Below are 16,693 nucleotides of genomic sequence, written 5' to 3' on the forward strand. Positions count from 1 at the left end.
GGCGGTGCCTCAACGAAACCGATCCACCTCATGACGCAAGCCTGCCGCCAAGGTCTCCAGCTCCTTGGCGGTAACCGCCAGGTTGGACACCACTTCACGCTGCTCGCTGTTGGCCAGCGCAATGCTCTGCAGGTTGCTGCTGAGCAAAGTCGCGGTGCTGCTCTGTTCCTGGGTGGCGGTGGTGATCGCAGCAAATTGCTGGCCGGCCGAGCGGCTTTGCTCGTCGATACGCGCCAGGGCCGAGGCCACGTCGGCGTTGCGCGACAAGCCTTCCTGCATCAGCGCATTGCCGTGTTCCATGGTGCTGATGGCGTTGCCGGTTTCCTGCTGGATGCTCTGGATCATGCCGGAGATTTCATCGGTGGCCTGGCGGGTACGCGAAGCCAAATTGCGCACTTCGTCGGCGACCACGGCAAAACCACGGCCTTGCTCACCGGCACGTGCGGCTTCGATGGCGGCGTTGAGCGCCAGCAGGTTGGTCTGTTCGGCGATGGCGGTAATCACGCCGACGATCCCGCCGATTTCCTGGGAACGCTGGCCCAGGGTGTTGATCACGGCAGCGGTGCTGTTCAGCGCAGTGGCGATATGTTCCAGGGACGATGACGCTTCTTGCATCGAGGTGCGGCCGATACGGGTTTGCTGGGCATTCTCTTGGGCCAGGCGCTCGGTGTTGCCCATGTTGTCGGCAATGTTCAGCGAGGTAGCACTGAACTCTTCCACCGCACCGGCCATGCTGGTGATCTCGCCGGACTGCTGCTCCATGCCTTCGTAGGCACCACCGGATAGGCCCGACAACGCCTGTGCGCGGCTGTTGACCTGTTCGGCCGCGGTACGGATATGCGACACCATGGTCGACAGCGCCTCACCCATCTGGTTGAAACTACGCGCCAGCTGGCCGATTTCATCATGGCTGGACACATTGAGCCGCGCACTCAAATCGCCCGCGCCCAGGGCCTGGGCCTGGCGCACCAGCTCGCTCAATGGCGCCAGCTTGCTGCGCAACAGCCACACCGTGGCGCCCACTGCCAGCAACATCGCCAGCACACTGCCGATCACCAGGCGGATGCCGACTTCCCACGTCACTGCGCGAATCTCAGCCTTGGGCATGCTCGCTACCACCGCCCAAGGGCCTCCTTCGAATGGCACCGAGACGCTATAGAAATCTTCGTTCTTGTCGCTCCAGAAACGGCCACCTCCCGGCTTTTTCGCCAGGTCGAGCATCACGGCAATCGCCTGATCCGGCGCTTGCACGCCAGCCGGCGGCACCAGCCAGTGCTTTTGCTCATCCAGCAGCGCGAGGGAGCCGGTCTGGCCGATACGGAAGCGCTTGAGGTTTTCAAACTGGGCGTTCTGGGCATCGGTGTAATCGAAACCGATGAACAGCACGGCGATGACCTGCCCACTGCTGTCACGTACGGGGCTGTATTGGGTCATGTAGGAGCGGTCGAACAACACGGCACGGCCGATGTAGGTCTGGCCGCTCACAACGCGCTGGTAGGCCGCGCCCTGACGGTCGAGCACGGTGCCAATGGCGCGATTGCCGTCCTGCTTGGTCAGGGAGGTGCTGACGCGGATAAAGTCGTCGCCGCTGCGCACGAACACCGTGGCCACGCCACCGGACATCTGCTTGAACTCATCCACCTCTTCGAAGTTGTTGTTCAGCACCTCATTGCCCAGGTAGAGGCTCGGCGTCTGCACGCCGGCCACGGCCACGGGCTGGTCCGCACGCACACTCAAGCCGGCGCCGAAGCGCTTTTCAAACAGCCCGCTCAAACGCTGGGTGCTTTCACGCAAGGTGCTGTGGAAGGTGTTGAGTTGGTCGGCGAGCAAACGTGCCTCGCTGGCCAAGTGTTCCTCGCGGGTGGCGAGGTTGGCGGAGTCGAGGGTACGCAAGGCAAAGACCGTACTGCCGCTGATCACGACAGCCAGAATCACGGCGAGTGCAAGGCCTAACTGGGAGGCAATCCGGGCACGAGGTTGAGACATGACAGCTCCTGGCCGAGGCCAGGATCATCCTGATCTCATAGCGCTGCTCGGCAAATTATCTAGTGGGAAACGGTAGTGCACGAGGGTTCCAACACCTTTCTTCGGCGGCATTTGGCAATACTTGAGCGAATCACAGGGGTATCCCGCAAACGATTGCACAAAAGGTCCGGCCCTACTCAATCGAGGCGTTCAACCTGAGGCAATTCCATTGCCTTGACTTCACCTTGAAGAAATTCCGCCAACCGTCGCAAACGTTCGCCACCCGGACGGGTTTTCGGCCACACCAGGTAGTAGCTTTCCCCACTGGCGACCGCCGTAGGCCACGGCAGGCTCAAGCGTCCCTGCGCCACGTCTTCAGCCACCATCAGCAAATCACCCATGGAGACGCCATAGCCTCGGGCGGCGGCTATCATGCCCAGTTCAAGCGTGTCGAACACCTGCCCACCCTTGAGTGAAACGTGAGACGACAACCCCATGCGCTGCAGCCAGTAACGCCAGTCGCGGCGGTCAGGCGTCGGGTGCAGCAGTTCGGCTGTTGCCAGCCGCGTCACGTCCCAGGGACCGTCGTCCAACAGATTCGGCGCTCCCACCGGGATAAGCATTTCCGCAAACAGATAACTGGCCTCCCAGTCCGCCGGAAAGTGCCCGTTGCTGAGCAACACCGCACAGTCGAACGGCTCTTGGTTAAAGTCCACTTCATCGATGCTCATCCACGCACTGGTGAGCTGTACCTCATTGCCCGGCTGCAATGCGCGGAAGCGACTCAACCGCGCCAGCAGCCAGCGCATGGTCAAGGTGGACGGCGCCTTCATACGCAGGATGTCATCTTCGGCATTCAAGGTATGGCAAGCACGCTCCAGGGCAGCGAAGCCTTCCCGTACGCCAGGCAGCAACAACCGCGCCGCTTCCGTGAGCTGCAATGTGCGACCGCTGCGCTGGAACAATCGGCAGGCGAAATAATCTTCGAGCGTACGGATATGCCGGCTGATCGCACTTTGGGTAATCGATAACTCCTCAGCCGCGCGGGTAAACGAGTGGTGGCGGGAGGCGGCTTCAAATGCCCGCAAGGCATAAAGAGGAGGAAGACGACGAGACATGCTGAAAGCTCCGACTGCGCAATCTGGAAACCCTACCAGAATCGCTCATGTATGAGTTTTAATCATGCCAACGATCGCTTTTATCCTTTTGTGCAATGCGCTGAATGCGCCGAGAATCAACCCTCCCCCACCTTCCCGACCATTCGAGTGTGATGATCATGCAACATCCGGCACGTACCGAACTCTGGGCCATTCTGCGGCTATCGGGGCCGTTGATTGCCTCACAGTTGGCGCACATGCTGATGGTGCTGACCGACACCCTGATGATGGCGCGCCTGAGCCCCGAGGCCTTGGCGGGCGGCGGCCTGGGCGCGGCGAGCTATTCGTTCGTGGCGATTTTCTGCATCGGCGTGATCGCAGCCGTGGGCACCCTGGTCGCCATTCGCCATGGCGCGGGCGATATCGACGGCGCCACTCGCCTGACCCAGGCCGGGCTGTGGCTGGCGTGGTTGATGGCCCTGGCGGCGGCGTTGCTGTTATGGAACTTGAAGCCGGTGCTGCTGATGTTCGGCCAGACCGAAACCAACGTGCATGCGGCCGGGCAATTTCTGACGATCCTGCCCTTTGCCCTGCCCGGCTACCTGAGCTTCATGGCCCTGCGCGGCTTTACCAGCGCCATCGGCAAGGCCACTCCGGTGATGGTGATCAGCCTGTGCGGCACCGTGGTCAACTACCTGCTCAACCATGCCTTGATCGAAGGCATGTTCGGCCTGCCGAAACTGGGCCTGATGGGCATCGGCCTGGTGACTGCCATCGTCGCCAACGGCATGGCGCTGGCATTGATGTGGTACATCCGCAGCAACCGGGCCTACGCCGCTTACCCGCTGGGCACCGGCCTGCTGCGCCTGAATACCCATTACCTGCGCGAGCTGTGGCGCCTGGGCCTGCCGATTGGCGGCACCTATGCGGTAGAGGTCGGATTGTTTGCCTTTGCGGCGTTGTGCATGGGCACCATGGGCAGCACGCAGTTGGCGGCGCACCAGATCGCCCTGCAGATTGTCTCGGTGGCCTTCATGGTGCCGGCGGGGATGTCATACGCGGTGACCATGCGCATCGGCCAGCATTACGGCGCCGGGCAGTTGCTGCAGGCACGCCTCGCCGGACGAGTGGGCATAGGATTCGGGGCCATGGTGATGTTGGGGTTTGCGGCGGTACTGTGGCTGTTTTCCGACCCGCTGATCGGACTGTTCCTCGACCATGACGACCCGGCGTTCCATGACGTCATCGTCCTGGCGGTGAGCCTGCTGGCCGTCGCCGCCTGGTTCGAATTGTTCGATGGCGTGCAGACCATCGCCATGGGTTGTATCCGTGGCCTGAAGGACGCCAAGACCACCTTCCTGGTGGGCCTGGGTTGCTATTGGCTGATTGGCGCACCGTCGGCCTGGTTGATGGCGTTCACCCTGGGCTGGGGGCCCACCGGCGTCTGGTGGGGCCTGGCACTGGGGCTGGCGTGTGCGGCGGTGAGCCTGACCTGGGCATTTGAGGCGAAGATGAAGCGGATGATTCGGCAGGAGCCAGATGCTCCTGTTGGTTTCCAAGCGGCACTGCCTGACTAGCGAGTGCACGCGGCACATGTGGGAGCTGGCTTGCCTGCGATAGCGGTGTGTCAGGCTAATCATTATTAGCTGAACGACCGCTATCGCAGGCAAGCCAGCTCCCACATTTGAACCACTTTGAAGGCTTAACCCAACAGCGCCTGCTGGCTTTGCCCGAACATCAGGTATTCCACCAGCTCGGGCAGCGGCAACGGCTTGCTGATCAGGTAACCCTGGACCTGGTCGCACCCAAACAAGCGCAAAAGTTCAAGTTGCTCAGGGGTTTCCACGCCTTCGGCGACCACTTCCAGGTTGAGGTTGTGGGCCAGGTTGATCATGGCGTGCACCAGCTTGCGGTTTTCTTCGCGCTCTTCCATGCCGCCGACAAAGCTCTTGTCGATCTTCAACAAGGCAATCGGCAGGCTGTTGAGGTGCACAAACGACGAAAAACCGGTGCCGAAGTCATCCAGGGAAAACCGCACACCCAGCCGGCCAAGGGCGTCCATGGTCTGCTTGACCAGGTCGCTGCGGCGCATCACGGCGGTTTCGGTCAATTCGAACTCCAGCCATTGCGCTTCCACGCCGCGCTCGGCAATCAGGCGGCTGAGGGTAGACAGCAACTGACTGTCCTGGAACTGGCGAAACGACAGGTTGACCGCCATGTGCAGCGGCGGCAGGCCGCGTTCACGCAGGTCTTGCATGTCGCGCAGGGCTCGGGAGATCACCCAGTAACCCAATGGCACGATCAGGCCACTCTGTTCGGCCAGCGGCACGAATTCGCTAGGCGGCAACAAGCCGCGCTCGCCGTGACGCCAGCGCACCAAGGCTTCGAGGCCAACGATATGACCGTCGTCCAGGTCCAGGCGCGGCTGGTAATGCAGCTCCAACTCATCGCGACGCAAAGCCCGGCGCAGTTCACTTTCCAGGTCGGCCAGGCTGCGGGCGTTGCGGTTGATGCGCTCATTGAAGATATGGAAGGTGCAGCCCTGGGTACTTTTGGCCTGCTGCATGGCGATATGGGCGTGCCACATCAACGGGTCGGCGCCAGCGCGGGCTCGAGCATGGGCCATACCCAGGCTGCAACCGATCAACAGGCTTTCACCATCCACCCAGTAGGGCTCGGCCATCACTTCGGTGATGCGCTCAGCCATCCACTCGGCGCGCTGGGGCGCCCGGCGGGTATCGATCAACAAGGCAAACTCATCGCTGCCCAGGCGCGCCAGTTGGTCCCCGGCTTCGAGCTGGCTCTTGAGCCGCGACACCACTTGCAGGATCAAACGGTCGCCCGCCTGATGGCCGAGGGCATCGTTGGCATGACGAAAATTGTCCAGGTCCAGATGGCCGAGGGCCAGGCCACGGCCTTCGTTTTCTGCCAGCCGGGCGGCCAGCAAGGTCTGGAAGCCCTGACGGTTGGCAATACCGGTGAGCGGGTCTTGCTCGGCCAGGCGCTGCAAGGTGTTTTCCAGCACGCCGCGCTCGCGCACATGGCGCAGGCAGCGGCGCAATGTGTCGGCGGCCAATGCATCCAACACCAACCAATCGCTGACACCCAGCGGCGACACCAGTGGCTCCTGCTCCAGCAGCAATACACACGGCAGGCTGCACCGGCCGGGGCCGGGCTGCAGGCTGGGCGTGGTCAATAACACAGCACCCTGGTCGTCATCGAACAGGCGGCTTACCGAGTCCCAGTTGGGCGCACTGATCAGCACAGCCCCTTCGCCCATCGGCGCCAGGCACTCGCGCAACAACGCTGCCCACTCGGGCTCATCGGCCAGCAGCAGCAAACGCAAGGGTTCGACAGGCGTAGACACGCTAACTCCCTAGACTCTGCAAAATTTCATTAGCGGTGCCATTATGACGTGCGGCCTGACAATGACAAAGGATGACAAATGATAGGTGTTATCAAAAACGCAGACTGTAAATATTAGTCTCGAATAATCCTTAACATCCTGCGGCAAAGTAGCAAAACCGGCAAATTTAGATCGAGTGGTACGTCACACCGTCGTTCTATGGCAGCAGAATCTTTCCAGCCTGTTAAAATGCCCGCCCTTTTGAACAACGACCCCTGAAATTCCGTATGTCCCGACTCAATCCCCGGCAGCAAGAAGCCGTGAACTACGTCGGCGGCCCTCTATTGGTGCTCGCCGGTGCAGGCTCCGGCAAGACCAGCGTGATCACGCGCAAGATCGCGCACTTGATCCAGAACTGCGGCATCCGCGCCCAGTACATCGTCGCCATGACCTTCACCAACAAGGCGGCGCGGGAAATGAAAGAGCGGGTCGGCACCCTGCTCAAGGGCGGCGAAGGCCGTGGCCTCACCGTGTGCACCTTCCACAACCTGGGCCTGAACATCATCCGCAAGGAGCATGTGCGACTGGGCTACAAGCCGGGCTTCTCGATCTTTGACGAGACCGACGTCAAGGCCCTGATGACCGACATCATGCAGAAGGAATACGCGGGCGACGACGGCGTCGACGAAATCAAGAACATGATCGGCTCGTGGAAAAACGACCTGATCCTGCCCGCCGAAGCCCTGGAAGCTGCACGCAACCCCAAGGAGCAGACCGCTGCCATCGTCTACACCCACTACCAGCGCACGCTCAAGGCGTTCAACGCGGTGGACTTCGACGACCTGATCCTGCTGCCGGTCAAGCTGTTCCAGGAGCACAAGGACATCCTTGAGAAGTGGCAAAACAAGGTGCGCTACCTGCTGGTGGACGAATATCAGGACACCAACGCCAGCCAATACCTGCTGGTGAAATTACTGATCGGCACGCGCAACCAGTTCACCGTGGTGGGCGACGACGACCAGTCGATCTACGCCTGGCGCGGCGCCCGCCCGGAAAACCTGATGCTGCTCAAGGAAGACTACCCCTCCTTGAAAGTGGTGATGCTGGAGCAGAACTACCGCTCCACCAGCCGCATCCTGCGTTGCGCCAACGTGCTGATCTCCAACAACCCCCACGAGTTTGAAAAACAACTGTGGAGCGAGATGGGCCATGGCGACGAGATCCGTGTGATCCGCTGCCGCAACGAAGACGCCGAAGCCGAGCGCGTCGCCGTGGAAATCCTCAGCCTGCACTTGCGCACCGACCGGCCCTACAGCGACTTTGCGATCCTGTATCGCGGCAACTACCAGGCCAAGCTGATCGAGCTGAAACTGCAGCATCATCAGGTGCCGTATCGCCTGTCGGGCGGCAACAGCTTTTTCGGACGCCAGGAAGTCAAAGACCTGATGGCCTACTTCCGGCTGATCGTGAACCCGGACGACGACAACGCCTTCCTGCGCGTAATCAACGTGCCGCGCCGGGAAATCGGCTCCACCACCCTGGAAAAGCTCGGCAACTACGCCACAGAACGCAAGATCTCGATGTACGCCGCCACCGACGAAATCGGCCTGGGCGAACACCTGGATACGCGCTTCACTGATCGCCTGTCACGCTTCAAGCGCTTCATGGACAAAGTCCGCGAACAGTGCGCCGGCGAGGACCCGATCAGCGCCCTGCGCAGCATGGTCATGGACATCGACTATGAAAACTGGCTGCGCACCAACAGCTCCAGCGACAAGGCCGCGGATTACCGCATGGGCAACGTCTGGTTCCTGATTGAAGCGCTGAAGAACACTCTGGAAAAAGACGAAGACGGCGAGATGACCGTCGAGGACGCCATCGGCAAGCTGGTGTTGCGCGACATGCTCGAGCGCCAGCAAGAAGAGGAAGACGGTGCCGAAGGCGTGCAGATGATGACCTTGCATGCGTCCAAGGGCCTGGAATTTCCCTACGTGTTCATCATGGGCATGGAAGAGGAAATCCTCCCGCACCGCTCCAGCATCGAAGCCGACACCATCGAGGAAGAACGCCGCCTGGCCTACGTGGGCATTACCCGCGCACGTCAGACCCTGGCCTTCACCTTTGCAGCCAAGCGCAAGCAATACGGTGAAATCATAGATTGTGCCCCCAGCCGGTTCCTGGATGAACTGCCGCCGGACGACCTGGCCTGGGAAGGCAATGACGACACGCCCACCGAGGTGAAGGCGGTTCGCGGCAACACCGCCTTGGCGGACATACGCGCGATGTTAAAGCGCTAGAATCGACTACTTTTTAATCTACTTTCGGCGCACAACGCGCCATTAGAGGAAGCTTTCCGTGGAAGCACTGCACAAGAAAATTCGCGAAGAAGGCATCGTGCTTTCCGATCAGGTCCTCAAGGTTGACGCCTTTCTGAACCACCAGATCGACCCGGCACTGATGAAACTGATCGGCGACGAGTTCGCCGCACTGTTCAAGGATTCGGGCATCACCAAGATCGTCACCATCGAAGCGTCGGGCATTGCCCCGGCGATCATGACCGGGCTGAACCTGGGTGTGCCGGTGATCTTCGCCCGCAAGCAGCAGTCGTTGACCCTCACGGAAAACCTGCTGTCGGCCACGGTGTATTCCTTCACCAAGAAAACCGAAAGCACCGTGGCGATCTCCCCGCGCCACCTGACCAGCAGCGACCGCGTGCTGGTGATCGATGACTTTTTGGCCAACGGCAAGGCGTCCCAGGCGCTGATCTCGATCATCAAGCAGGCCGGCGCGACCGTAGCCGGCTTGGGCATTGTGATCGAGAAGTCGTTCCAGGGTGGGCGTGCAGAACTGGATGCACAGGGTTATCGGGTTGAGTCGCTGGCGCGGGTGAAATCGCTGGCCGGTGGTGTCGTGACCTTTATCGAGTAATCACTGTGTGGGAGCTGGCTTGCCTGCGATAGCGATGTGTCAGTCGACAGAGATGTCGACTGACAGGCCCTCATCGCAGGCAAGCCAGCTCCCACATTAGCTTTTGCGTTGCGCTGTCAGTGGGCGGTGGCCTGCAGTCCGGCCAGCAGCAAGCGTTGATACAGGTCTTCCTTGATGCCCTCCGGCTTATCCAAGCGCATCCGCTGCAAATGCTCGGGAAACGCCTCCGGCTCCGGCGCGTCGAGTGCCGCCTTGCCCAACTCCAGAATTTCCGTGAGCTTGAATTTGCTCTTGAGCCAGTTCAGCGCCCGCAACAAGTCCCGCTCCCCATCCGTGAAGTCACTGCCCAGGGGGTATTCGGGAAACAAGCGACGGTGCCTGGCCTGAATCGCCTGGAGCCGCTGCGGCGTGTTGTCGGCAAAACGCGGATCCAACTGGAAATCCTTGGGCAGTTTGCCGGCCTTTTGCGCCTGCTCAATCAAGTCGTGCTGGAACCTTGAGTCAGTGATGTTCAGCAACGCTTCGATCACCTTGGCATCCGTCTGACCGCGCAAGTCGGCAATACCGTATTCGGTAATGACGATATCCCGCAGGTGCCGGGGAATGGTGCAGTGGCCGTACTCCCAGACGATATTGGAACTGACCTCACCCGCCGACTCACGCCAGCTGCGCAAAATCAGGATTGAGCGTGCACCTTCCAGCGCATGCCCCTGGGCCACGAAATTGTATTGCCCGCCCACACCACTGAGCACCCGACCGTCTTCCAACTGATCAGCCACGCCAGCACCGAGCAAGGTGACCATGATGGCGCTGTTGATAAACCGAGCATCCAGGCGCTGCAGGCGCTTGAGTTCTTCCTGCCCGTACAGCTCGTTGATATAGCTGATGCGGGTCATGTTGAATGCCTGGCGCTTGGCGTGGGTCATTTCCTGCAGACGCTGGTAAAAACTGCGCGGCCCCAGGAAGAAACCGCCATGGATCGACACGCCATCAGGTTGCGCCGCGTCGTCCAGGGTGCCCGCGTTGGCCTGCATCTGGGTCGCCACATCCGGGTAGACCTTGCGCCGCACGATCCCGGCATCGGCCAATACCAGCAGGCCGTTGACGAACATCTCGCTGCAACCGTAAAGGCCACGGGCAAACGGCTCAACGCCACCTTCGCGGCTGATCAACGGTGCCCACTGGTACACATCCAAGTCGGTGAGCAACAGGCGATAGGCTTCGTTGTCGGCCTGGCGCGCCAGCAAGGCAGCCGTCAGTGCATCGCCCATGGAGCCGATGCCAATCTGCAACGTACCGCCATCACGCACCAGGGTGCTGGCATGCAGGCCGATAAAATGATCCTGAAAGCCCACCGGCATATTCGGGGTGGAGAACAACGTGGTGCTGTCTTTTTCATCCAGCAGGTAGTCGAACTCATCCATGCCCAACTCGGCATCGCCAGGCATGTAGGGCAAATCGCTATGGACCTGGCCGACGACCAGGATGGTCTCCCCGGCCGCGCGGCGCTTGGCGATCATGGGCAGCAGGTCGAGAGTGATATCCGGGTTGCAGCTCAGGCTCAGGCGGTCGGGATGCTCGCTGCTACTGGCAACCAATTGCGCCACCAGGTTCAGGCCGGCGGCATTGATGTCGCGGGCCGCATGGCTGTAGTTGCTGCTGACGTAATCCTGTTGCGCCGCGGCGCTGTGGAGCAGGCTGCCGGGCTGCATGAAGAATTGCTGCACACGGATATTCCTCGGCAGGCTGCCCTTGTGCAGGTCCGCGAGGAAATCCAGCTCGGGGTAGTCGCCAAACACTCGTTCGATGAAAGGTTCGATAAAGCGCTTTTGAAGACCGTCACCCTGCGTAGGACGGCCCAGGCTCAAGGCCGTATAGAGCGTCAGCGCCCGTTCGGGCAATTTTGCGATGCGCCGGTACAGCGCGTTGACGAACAGGTTGGGCTTGCCCAGCCCCAGCGGCATGCCCATGTGGATATGCGCCGGCAGGCGCTCCAGTACGTCGTCAACTGCTTGCTCGATTGAACACAACTGCACCATCCGACTGCTCCCGAACATTCCATGAATTAGGGGTTGGACCGAGCTTGCCGGGTCTTTGCTGCAATGAACAGCCTGAATACCAAATCGCGGGCACAAAAAAGCCGCTGGTAAGCGGCATTTTTGACGAAGATCGGCCGATTACAGCCCGGACATCTTCTTGATCGCACCCTTGAGGTCGTCGTCCGAGCAATCAGCGCAGGTGCCTTTGGGCGGCATAGCGTTGATACCGGTAATGGCCTTGGCCAGGATGCCATCAAGGCCACCTTGATGATCGGCGCGTTCTTTCCATGCGGCGGTGTCGCCAATTTTTGGCGCACCCAAAAGGCCGCTGCCGTGGCACGCGTTACAGTGCTTGGCGATGATCTCATCGGGGGTTTTCGCGCCGCCGCCGCCGGCTGCCACGGCAACTTCCATGCCCTTGCATTCCTGGCCCTGGACGCAAACCTGGCCCACAGGCTCCAGGCGCTTGGCAATGTCATCATTGGTCGCAGCTTGAGCGCTGACAGCCCATAGGGCCAGTACGGTTGCTGGTGCAGCCAGCATTTTCATAATTAGGTTCACGCGTTCACCCTCAATGGTGGCTATTCACGCCTGCGGCCACGGTTTCGCAGGCGGCGAAAGTATAACGGTTAGCCCGCCCGGCCGAAACAACCCTATTAAATAAAGGGAGATTCGGCCTCACGGTGTACAGCTGCGGGAACCTCTGCAACGCTGGCAGGGCGCCTCTATTCTTAAAAGTTCGCGGGTGTGGCTGCGCTGATTAGTCGCGCCGGCACGTCGAACGGATTGCGAAAACGATGAGGCCTGGTGCTTTCAAAGTAGTAGCTATCGCCCGCTTCGAGCACAAAAGTTTCAAGGCCGACCACCAATTCCAGGCGCCCTTCCACCAGAATTCCGGTTTCTTCGCCTTCATGAGTGAGCATTTCTTCGCCCGTGTCGGCACCCGGAGGGTAGATTTCATTGAGAAATGCGATGGCCCGGCTTGGGCGCGCCCGGCCCACCAGTTTCATGGTGACGGCACCGTCAGAGATGTCGATCAGCTCATTGGCTTTATAGACGATCTGCGTCGGTATTTCCTGGAGGACTTCTTCGGAAAAGAACTCGACCATGGACATGGGGATACCGCCCAGCACCTTGCGCAGGGAGCTGATCGAGGGGCTGACGCTGTTTTTCTCGATCATCGAAATGGTGCTGTTGGTGACGCCCGCACGCTTGGCGAGCTCACGCTGGGAAAGACCTTTGAGTTTACGGATGGATTGCAGTCGTTCGCCGACGTCCAATGCAGGAGCCTCCTAGGATTCAGGCTTTGTTGTAATTGAGCGTTATCATGGCGACAGCGTTCAGTATTTACAACACTTGGGCCTAAATCCCGGCGTGCTCGGTTCGTTGCCGGCGGCTAAGCGCCGCTATAGAGCCTTGGCACTCGGCGCAGATTGCAGAAAATCTGATAAGGGATGGTCTCGGCGGCCACGGCCACATCGCTGGCGAGGATGTGCTTGCCCCACAGCTCTACGGTGGAACCAAGGCCCGCCTGGGGCAAGTCGGTGAGGTCGACACACAGCATGTCCATGGACACGCGCCCCAGCAGCCGGCTGCGCTGGCCAGCGACCAGCACCGGTGTGCCGGTAGGCGCATGGCGCGGGTAACCGTCGGCATAGCCCATGGCAACCACGCCGATGCGCATCGGCTTGGGCGTGACGAACCTGGCGCCATAGCCCACCGGCTCACCGGCTGGCAACTCGCGCACGCAGATGACTTTGGATTCCAGGGTCATCACCGGCTGCAAGCGCGCGGCGAGGGCCTGGTCTTCGCCAAAGGGCGTTGCGCCGTAAAGCATGATACCGGGGCGCACCCAGTCGCTGGACACGCTCGGCCAGCCCAATACAGACGGTGAGTTGCGCAGGCTGACCTCAGCCGCCAGCCCCTGGCGCGCCGCCTCAAACACCGTTACTTGTTCGTTGCTGCTGACGCAATCGAGCTCATCGGCGCGGGCAAAATGGCTCATCAGCACGATTTTCGCCACTTTGCCACTCGCCAGCAGGCGCTGATACGCCTCCTGGTAATCCTTGGGGTGCAGGCCCACACGGTGCATGCCCGAGTCCAGCTTCAGCCACACTGTCAGCGGCTTGCTCAAACGAGCTTGCTCGATGGCGTCCAACTGCCACAGCGAATGCACCACGCACCACAAATCCTGCTCGATGATCAGCGGCAACTCGTCGGCTTCGAAAAAACCTTCCAGCAGCAACACCGGCGCACGAATGCCGGCGGCGCGCAGTTCCAGCGCTTCCTCGATGCACGCCACCGCGAACCCGTCGGCTTGCGCCTCCAGTGCCTGGGCCACGGGCACCGCGCCATGGCCGTAGGCATCGGCCTTGATCACGGCGAGGGCCTTGGCCCCGGTGACTTCTCGGGCCAATTGGTAGTTATGGCGCAGGGCTTGGAGATCGATCAGGGCACGGGCTGGACGCATGGCGGCAGGCTTCTAGGCAGCAAAGTCAATAAAAAACCGGTGCCGACCAACAACGCCGGCACCGGGAGAGGGATCATTGTTAAGGCAGCGCAGCCACGACTGACAGCTCAACCAGAATCTCGGGTTCGCACAGCTTGGCTTGCACAGTGGCGCGGGCCGGGGCGACGCCTTTGGGCAGCCACTTGTCCCACACCGCGTTCATGCCGGCGAAGTCGGCGTCGATGTCTTTCAGGTAGATCGTCACCGACAGCAACCTGGACTTGTCAGTACCGGCCAAGTCCAGCAAGCGCTCGATATTGACCAGGGTTTCACGGGTTTGCTGTTCAATCCCGGCGCTCATGTCGTCGCCTACCTGCCCTGCCAGGTACACGGTACCGCTGTGGACAACGATCTGGCTCATGCGCTCATTGGTGAGCTGGCGCTGGATTGACATGTTGTGCGGACTCCTGGTGGTTGCCATAACGGGAAATATCGAGGCCTGCGGCGCTGATCTGCGGCGTTTTCTTCGCCATCAGGTCGGCCAGCAAGCGACCCGAACCACAGGCCATGGTCCATCCGAGGGTACCGTGGCCTGTATTCAGGAACAGGTTCTTGAACGGCGTGGCACCCACAATCGGCGTGCCGTCTGGGGTGGTCGGGCGCAGGCCGGTCCAGAAACTGGCTTGGGCCAGATCGCCGCCCTGAGGATAAAGGTCGTTGACGATCATCTCCAGGGTTTCACGTCGCCGCGGGTTCAGCGACAGGTCAAAACCGGCTATTTCAGCCATGCCACCGACGCGAATACGGTTATCGAAACGGGTGATCGCGACTTTGTAGGTTTCATCAAGAATGGTCGAGGTCGGCGCCATTGCCGGGTTAGTGATCGGCACGGTCAGCGAGTAGCCCTTGAGCGGGTACACCGGCGCCTTGATGCCCAATGGCTTGAGTAACTTGGGCGAGTAACTGCCGAGGGCCAGTACATAGCGGTCGGCGGTTTCCAGCTTGCCGTCGATCAGCACACCATTGATGCGGTCGCCTGCGTAGTCCAGGCGCTGGATGTCTTGTTCGAAGCGGAATTCCACGCCCAATTGTTTGCACATGTCGACCAGGCGCGTGGTGAATATCTGGCAATCGCCCGTCTGGTCGTTGGGCAGGCGCAAGGCACCAGCGAGGATATCGGTGACGCTGCCCAGAGCCGGTTCAACCCGGGCAATGCCGGCGCGGTCGAGCAATTCGAATGGCACGCCGGACTCTTTCAGCACGGCGATGTCCTTGGCGGCACCATCGAGTTGGGCCTGGGTGCGGAACAGTTGGGTAGTCCCGAGGCTGCGCCCTTCGTAGGCAATGCCGGTCTCGGCGCGCAATTCGTCGAGGCAGTCGCGGCTGTACTCGGACAGGCGCACCATGCGTTCCTTGTTCACCGCGTAGCGGCTGGCCGTGCAGTTGCGCAGCATCTGCGCCATCCACAGGTATTGGTCGATATCAGCAGTGGCCTTGATTGCCAACGGCGCGTGGCGTTGCAACAGCCACTTGATCGCCTTGAGTGGCACGCCCGGCGCGGCCCAGGGCGAAGCATACCCAGGGGAGACCTGGCCGGCGTTGGCGAAACTGGTTTCCATGGCAGCGGCAGGCTGACGATCAACCACCACAACGTCGAAGCCGGCCCGCGCCAAATAGTAGGCACTGGTCACCCCAATGACGCCGCTACCCAAGACCAGAACGCGCATTTTTATATCCTCATCGCGGGCTTGGCCGCTGACGTGTGTTATTCGAGCAATGATGGGCGCAGTGTAAAAAACAATCGACAGTGCATTTCACTATATAAATGCCTATATTTGGCGACAATTCTTGGCAAAAACCCTTTTGACAGAGGCGTATCCCCTATGCGTACCAACACCCAGACCAAACGGGAGCTGGACAAGATCGACCGCAATATCCTGCGCATCCTGCAAACCGACGGGCGCATCTCGTTCACGGAGCTGGGGGAAAAGGTCGGGCTGTCCACCACGCCCTGCACCGAGCGCGTGCGGCGCCTGGAGCGCGAAGGGATCATCATGGGCTACAACGCACGGCTCAATCCCCAACATTTGAAGGGAAGTTTGCTGGTATTTGTCGAGATCAGCCTGGATTACAAGTCGGGTGACACCTTTGAAGAATTTCGCCGAGCCGTGCTGAAACTGCCTCACGTGCTGGAGTGCCATCTAGTGTCGGGTGATTTCGACTACCTGGTGAAAGCGCGAATCTCGGAGATGGCTTCGTACCGCAAATTGCTGGGCGATATCCTGCTCAAACTCCCCCATGTGCGCGAATCCAAGAGCTATATCGTGATGGAAGAGGTGAAAGAAAGCCTGAACCTGCCGATCCCTGACTGACCCACTGACACAACACGGCCAAATGTGGGAGCTGGCTTGCCTGCTCCCTTGGTTTTAACCGAGTACATCCGCTAGACCAACACCTGCCGGGTACTCGCCATGTACTCATGAATCTGCTTCTCCACCTGCGGATGAATCAGCTCCACTGGCCGGCGGCCATTAGGGCACGGCAAGGTCTTGGTAGTGCCGAACAGGCGACAGATCAGCGGCCGCTCGTCATACACCGTGCAACCCTTGGGCCCAAGGTGCACGCAGTTCAGCTCGTCCATCGCCGCCTCTTGCTCGGCAGCGGTCTTGCGCGGCAGGCGCGACATTTCCTCGGGCGAGGTGGTCACCGGCCCACAGCAGTCGTGGCAACCGGGGACGCACTCGAACGAAGGAATCTGGCGACGCAGCGCGCTGATTTTCTGACTGTTGCAACTCATCGAAACCCATACCGAACGGCGAATAGACGTGGATTCTGACGCAAAAAGCCCCGCGCAGACAGCGTCGTGCGA

14 protein-coding genes and 1 pseudogene are annotated in these 16,693 nt (G+C 60.6%); 4 read left to right on the plus strand and 11 right to left on the minus strand.

The genetic code is table 11. The features are described 5' to 3' along the window. Positions 1-9 precede the first annotated feature (9 nt). The 3 genes and pseudogenes from AC07S6_RS06935 to AC07S6_RS06945 all read right to left on the minus strand — a co-directional run bounded on the left by AC07S6_RS06935 (position 10) and on the right by AC07S6_RS06945 (position 3,083). Positions 10-870: a methyl-accepting chemotaxis protein gene (locus AC07S6_RS06935; RefSeq protein ID WP_425608145.1), complete on the minus strand. Its 861-nt coding sequence runs from the start codon at positions 868-870 to the stop codon at positions 10-12. Positions 871-912: 42 nt separating this feature from the next. Continuing rightward, positions 913-1,986, minus strand: a pseudogene (locus tag AC07S6_RS06940) (Cache 3/Cache 2 fusion domain-containing protein); the annotation flags it as partial. Between the two features lie 176 nt (positions 1,987-2,162). Next, positions 2,163-3,083 (minus strand): LysR substrate-binding domain-containing protein, encoded by a 921-nt coding sequence (locus tag AC07S6_RS06945; protein ID WP_014720465.1) that lies wholly within the window; start codon positions 3,081-3,083, stop codon positions 2,163-2,165. A gap of 152 nt (positions 3,084-3,235) precedes the next feature. Here AC07S6_RS06945 and AC07S6_RS06950 point away from each other — a divergent pair, with 152 nt between their 5' ends. Continuing rightward, on the plus strand, positions 3,236-4,639 hold the full coding sequence (locus AC07S6_RS06950) for a NorM family multidrug efflux MATE transporter (protein WP_127880352.1): 1,404 nt from the start codon (positions 3,236-3,238) through the stop codon (positions 4,637-4,639). Between the two features lie 125 nt (positions 4,640-4,764). Here AC07S6_RS06950 and AC07S6_RS06955 read toward each other — a convergent pair whose 3' ends face one another. Beyond that, a complete protein-coding gene (locus AC07S6_RS06955; RefSeq protein ID WP_197880316.1) occupies positions 4,765-6,429 on the minus strand; it encodes a putative bifunctional diguanylate cyclase/phosphodiesterase in 1,665 nt (554 codons plus the stop codon). Between the two features lie 266 nt (positions 6,430-6,695). On the opposite strand from AC07S6_RS06955, the gene rep reads away from it, so the two are divergent. Further along, entirely contained in the window at positions 6,696-8,705 is a 2,010-nt protein-coding gene (rep, locus tag AC07S6_RS06960; protein ID WP_005792464.1) for a DNA helicase Rep, read from the plus strand. Positions 8,706-8,763: 58 nt separating this feature from the next. Then, on the plus strand, positions 8,764-9,336 hold the full coding sequence (locus tag AC07S6_RS06965) for a xanthine phosphoribosyltransferase (RefSeq protein WP_003195447.1): 573 nt from the start codon (positions 8,764-8,766) through the stop codon (positions 9,334-9,336). A 116-nt stretch (positions 9,337-9,452) separates the two neighbouring features. Here AC07S6_RS06965 and AC07S6_RS06970 read toward each other — a convergent pair whose 3' ends face one another. The 6 genes from AC07S6_RS06970 to dadA form a co-directional block, all read right to left on the minus strand. Then, positions 9,453-11,375: an acetyl-CoA hydrolase/transferase C-terminal domain-containing protein gene (locus AC07S6_RS06970; protein ID WP_495111967.1), complete on the minus strand. Its 1,923-nt coding sequence runs from the start codon at positions 11,373-11,375 to the stop codon at positions 9,453-9,455. Positions 11,376-11,513: 138 nt separating this feature from the next. After that, entirely contained in the window at positions 11,514-11,924 is a 411-nt protein-coding gene (locus tag AC07S6_RS06975) for a c-type cytochrome (protein ID WP_034129081.1), read from the minus strand. A gap of 182 nt (positions 11,925-12,106) precedes the next feature. After that, complete coding sequence (locus AC07S6_RS06980) at positions 12,107-12,655, minus strand: cupin domain-containing protein (RefSeq protein WP_014720470.1); 549 nt, start codon at positions 12,653-12,655, stop codon at positions 12,107-12,109. 116 nt (positions 12,656-12,771) lie between these two features. After that, positions 12,772-13,845 carry an alanine racemase gene (alr, locus tag AC07S6_RS06985; protein WP_034129082.1) on the minus strand — a complete coding sequence of 358 codons (1,074 nt, stop codon included), beginning with the start codon at positions 13,843-13,845 and terminating at the stop codon, positions 12,772-12,774. Between the two features lie 79 nt (positions 13,846-13,924). Further along, positions 13,925-14,278: a RidA family protein gene (locus tag AC07S6_RS06990; RefSeq protein WP_014720472.1), complete on the minus strand. Its 354-nt coding sequence runs from the start codon at positions 14,276-14,278 to the stop codon at positions 13,925-13,927. Continuing rightward, a complete protein-coding gene (gene dadA, locus AC07S6_RS06995; RefSeq protein ID WP_014720473.1) occupies positions 14,250-15,551 on the minus strand; it encodes a D-amino acid dehydrogenase in 1,302 nt (433 codons plus the stop codon). Before dadA ends, AC07S6_RS06990 begins: the two co-directional genes overlap by 29 nt. A 156-nt stretch (positions 15,552-15,707) precedes the next feature. Here dadA and AC07S6_RS07000 point away from each other — a divergent pair, with 156 nt between their 5' ends. Then, entirely contained in the window at positions 15,708-16,196 is a 489-nt protein-coding gene (locus AC07S6_RS07000; protein WP_003176896.1) for an Lrp/AsnC ligand binding domain-containing protein, read from the plus strand. 71 nt (positions 16,197-16,267) lie between these two features. On the opposite strand, the gene AC07S6_RS07005 is transcribed toward AC07S6_RS07000, so the two are convergent. Next, positions 16,268-16,621 carry a YkgJ family cysteine cluster protein gene (locus AC07S6_RS07005; protein ID WP_060763902.1) on the minus strand — a complete coding sequence of 118 codons (354 nt, stop codon included), beginning with the start codon at positions 16,619-16,621 and terminating at the stop codon, positions 16,268-16,270. Positions 16,622-16,693 lie beyond the last annotated feature (72 nt).

This window comes from Pseudomonas sp. GW821-FHT07B01 (genome assembly GCF_059419065.1).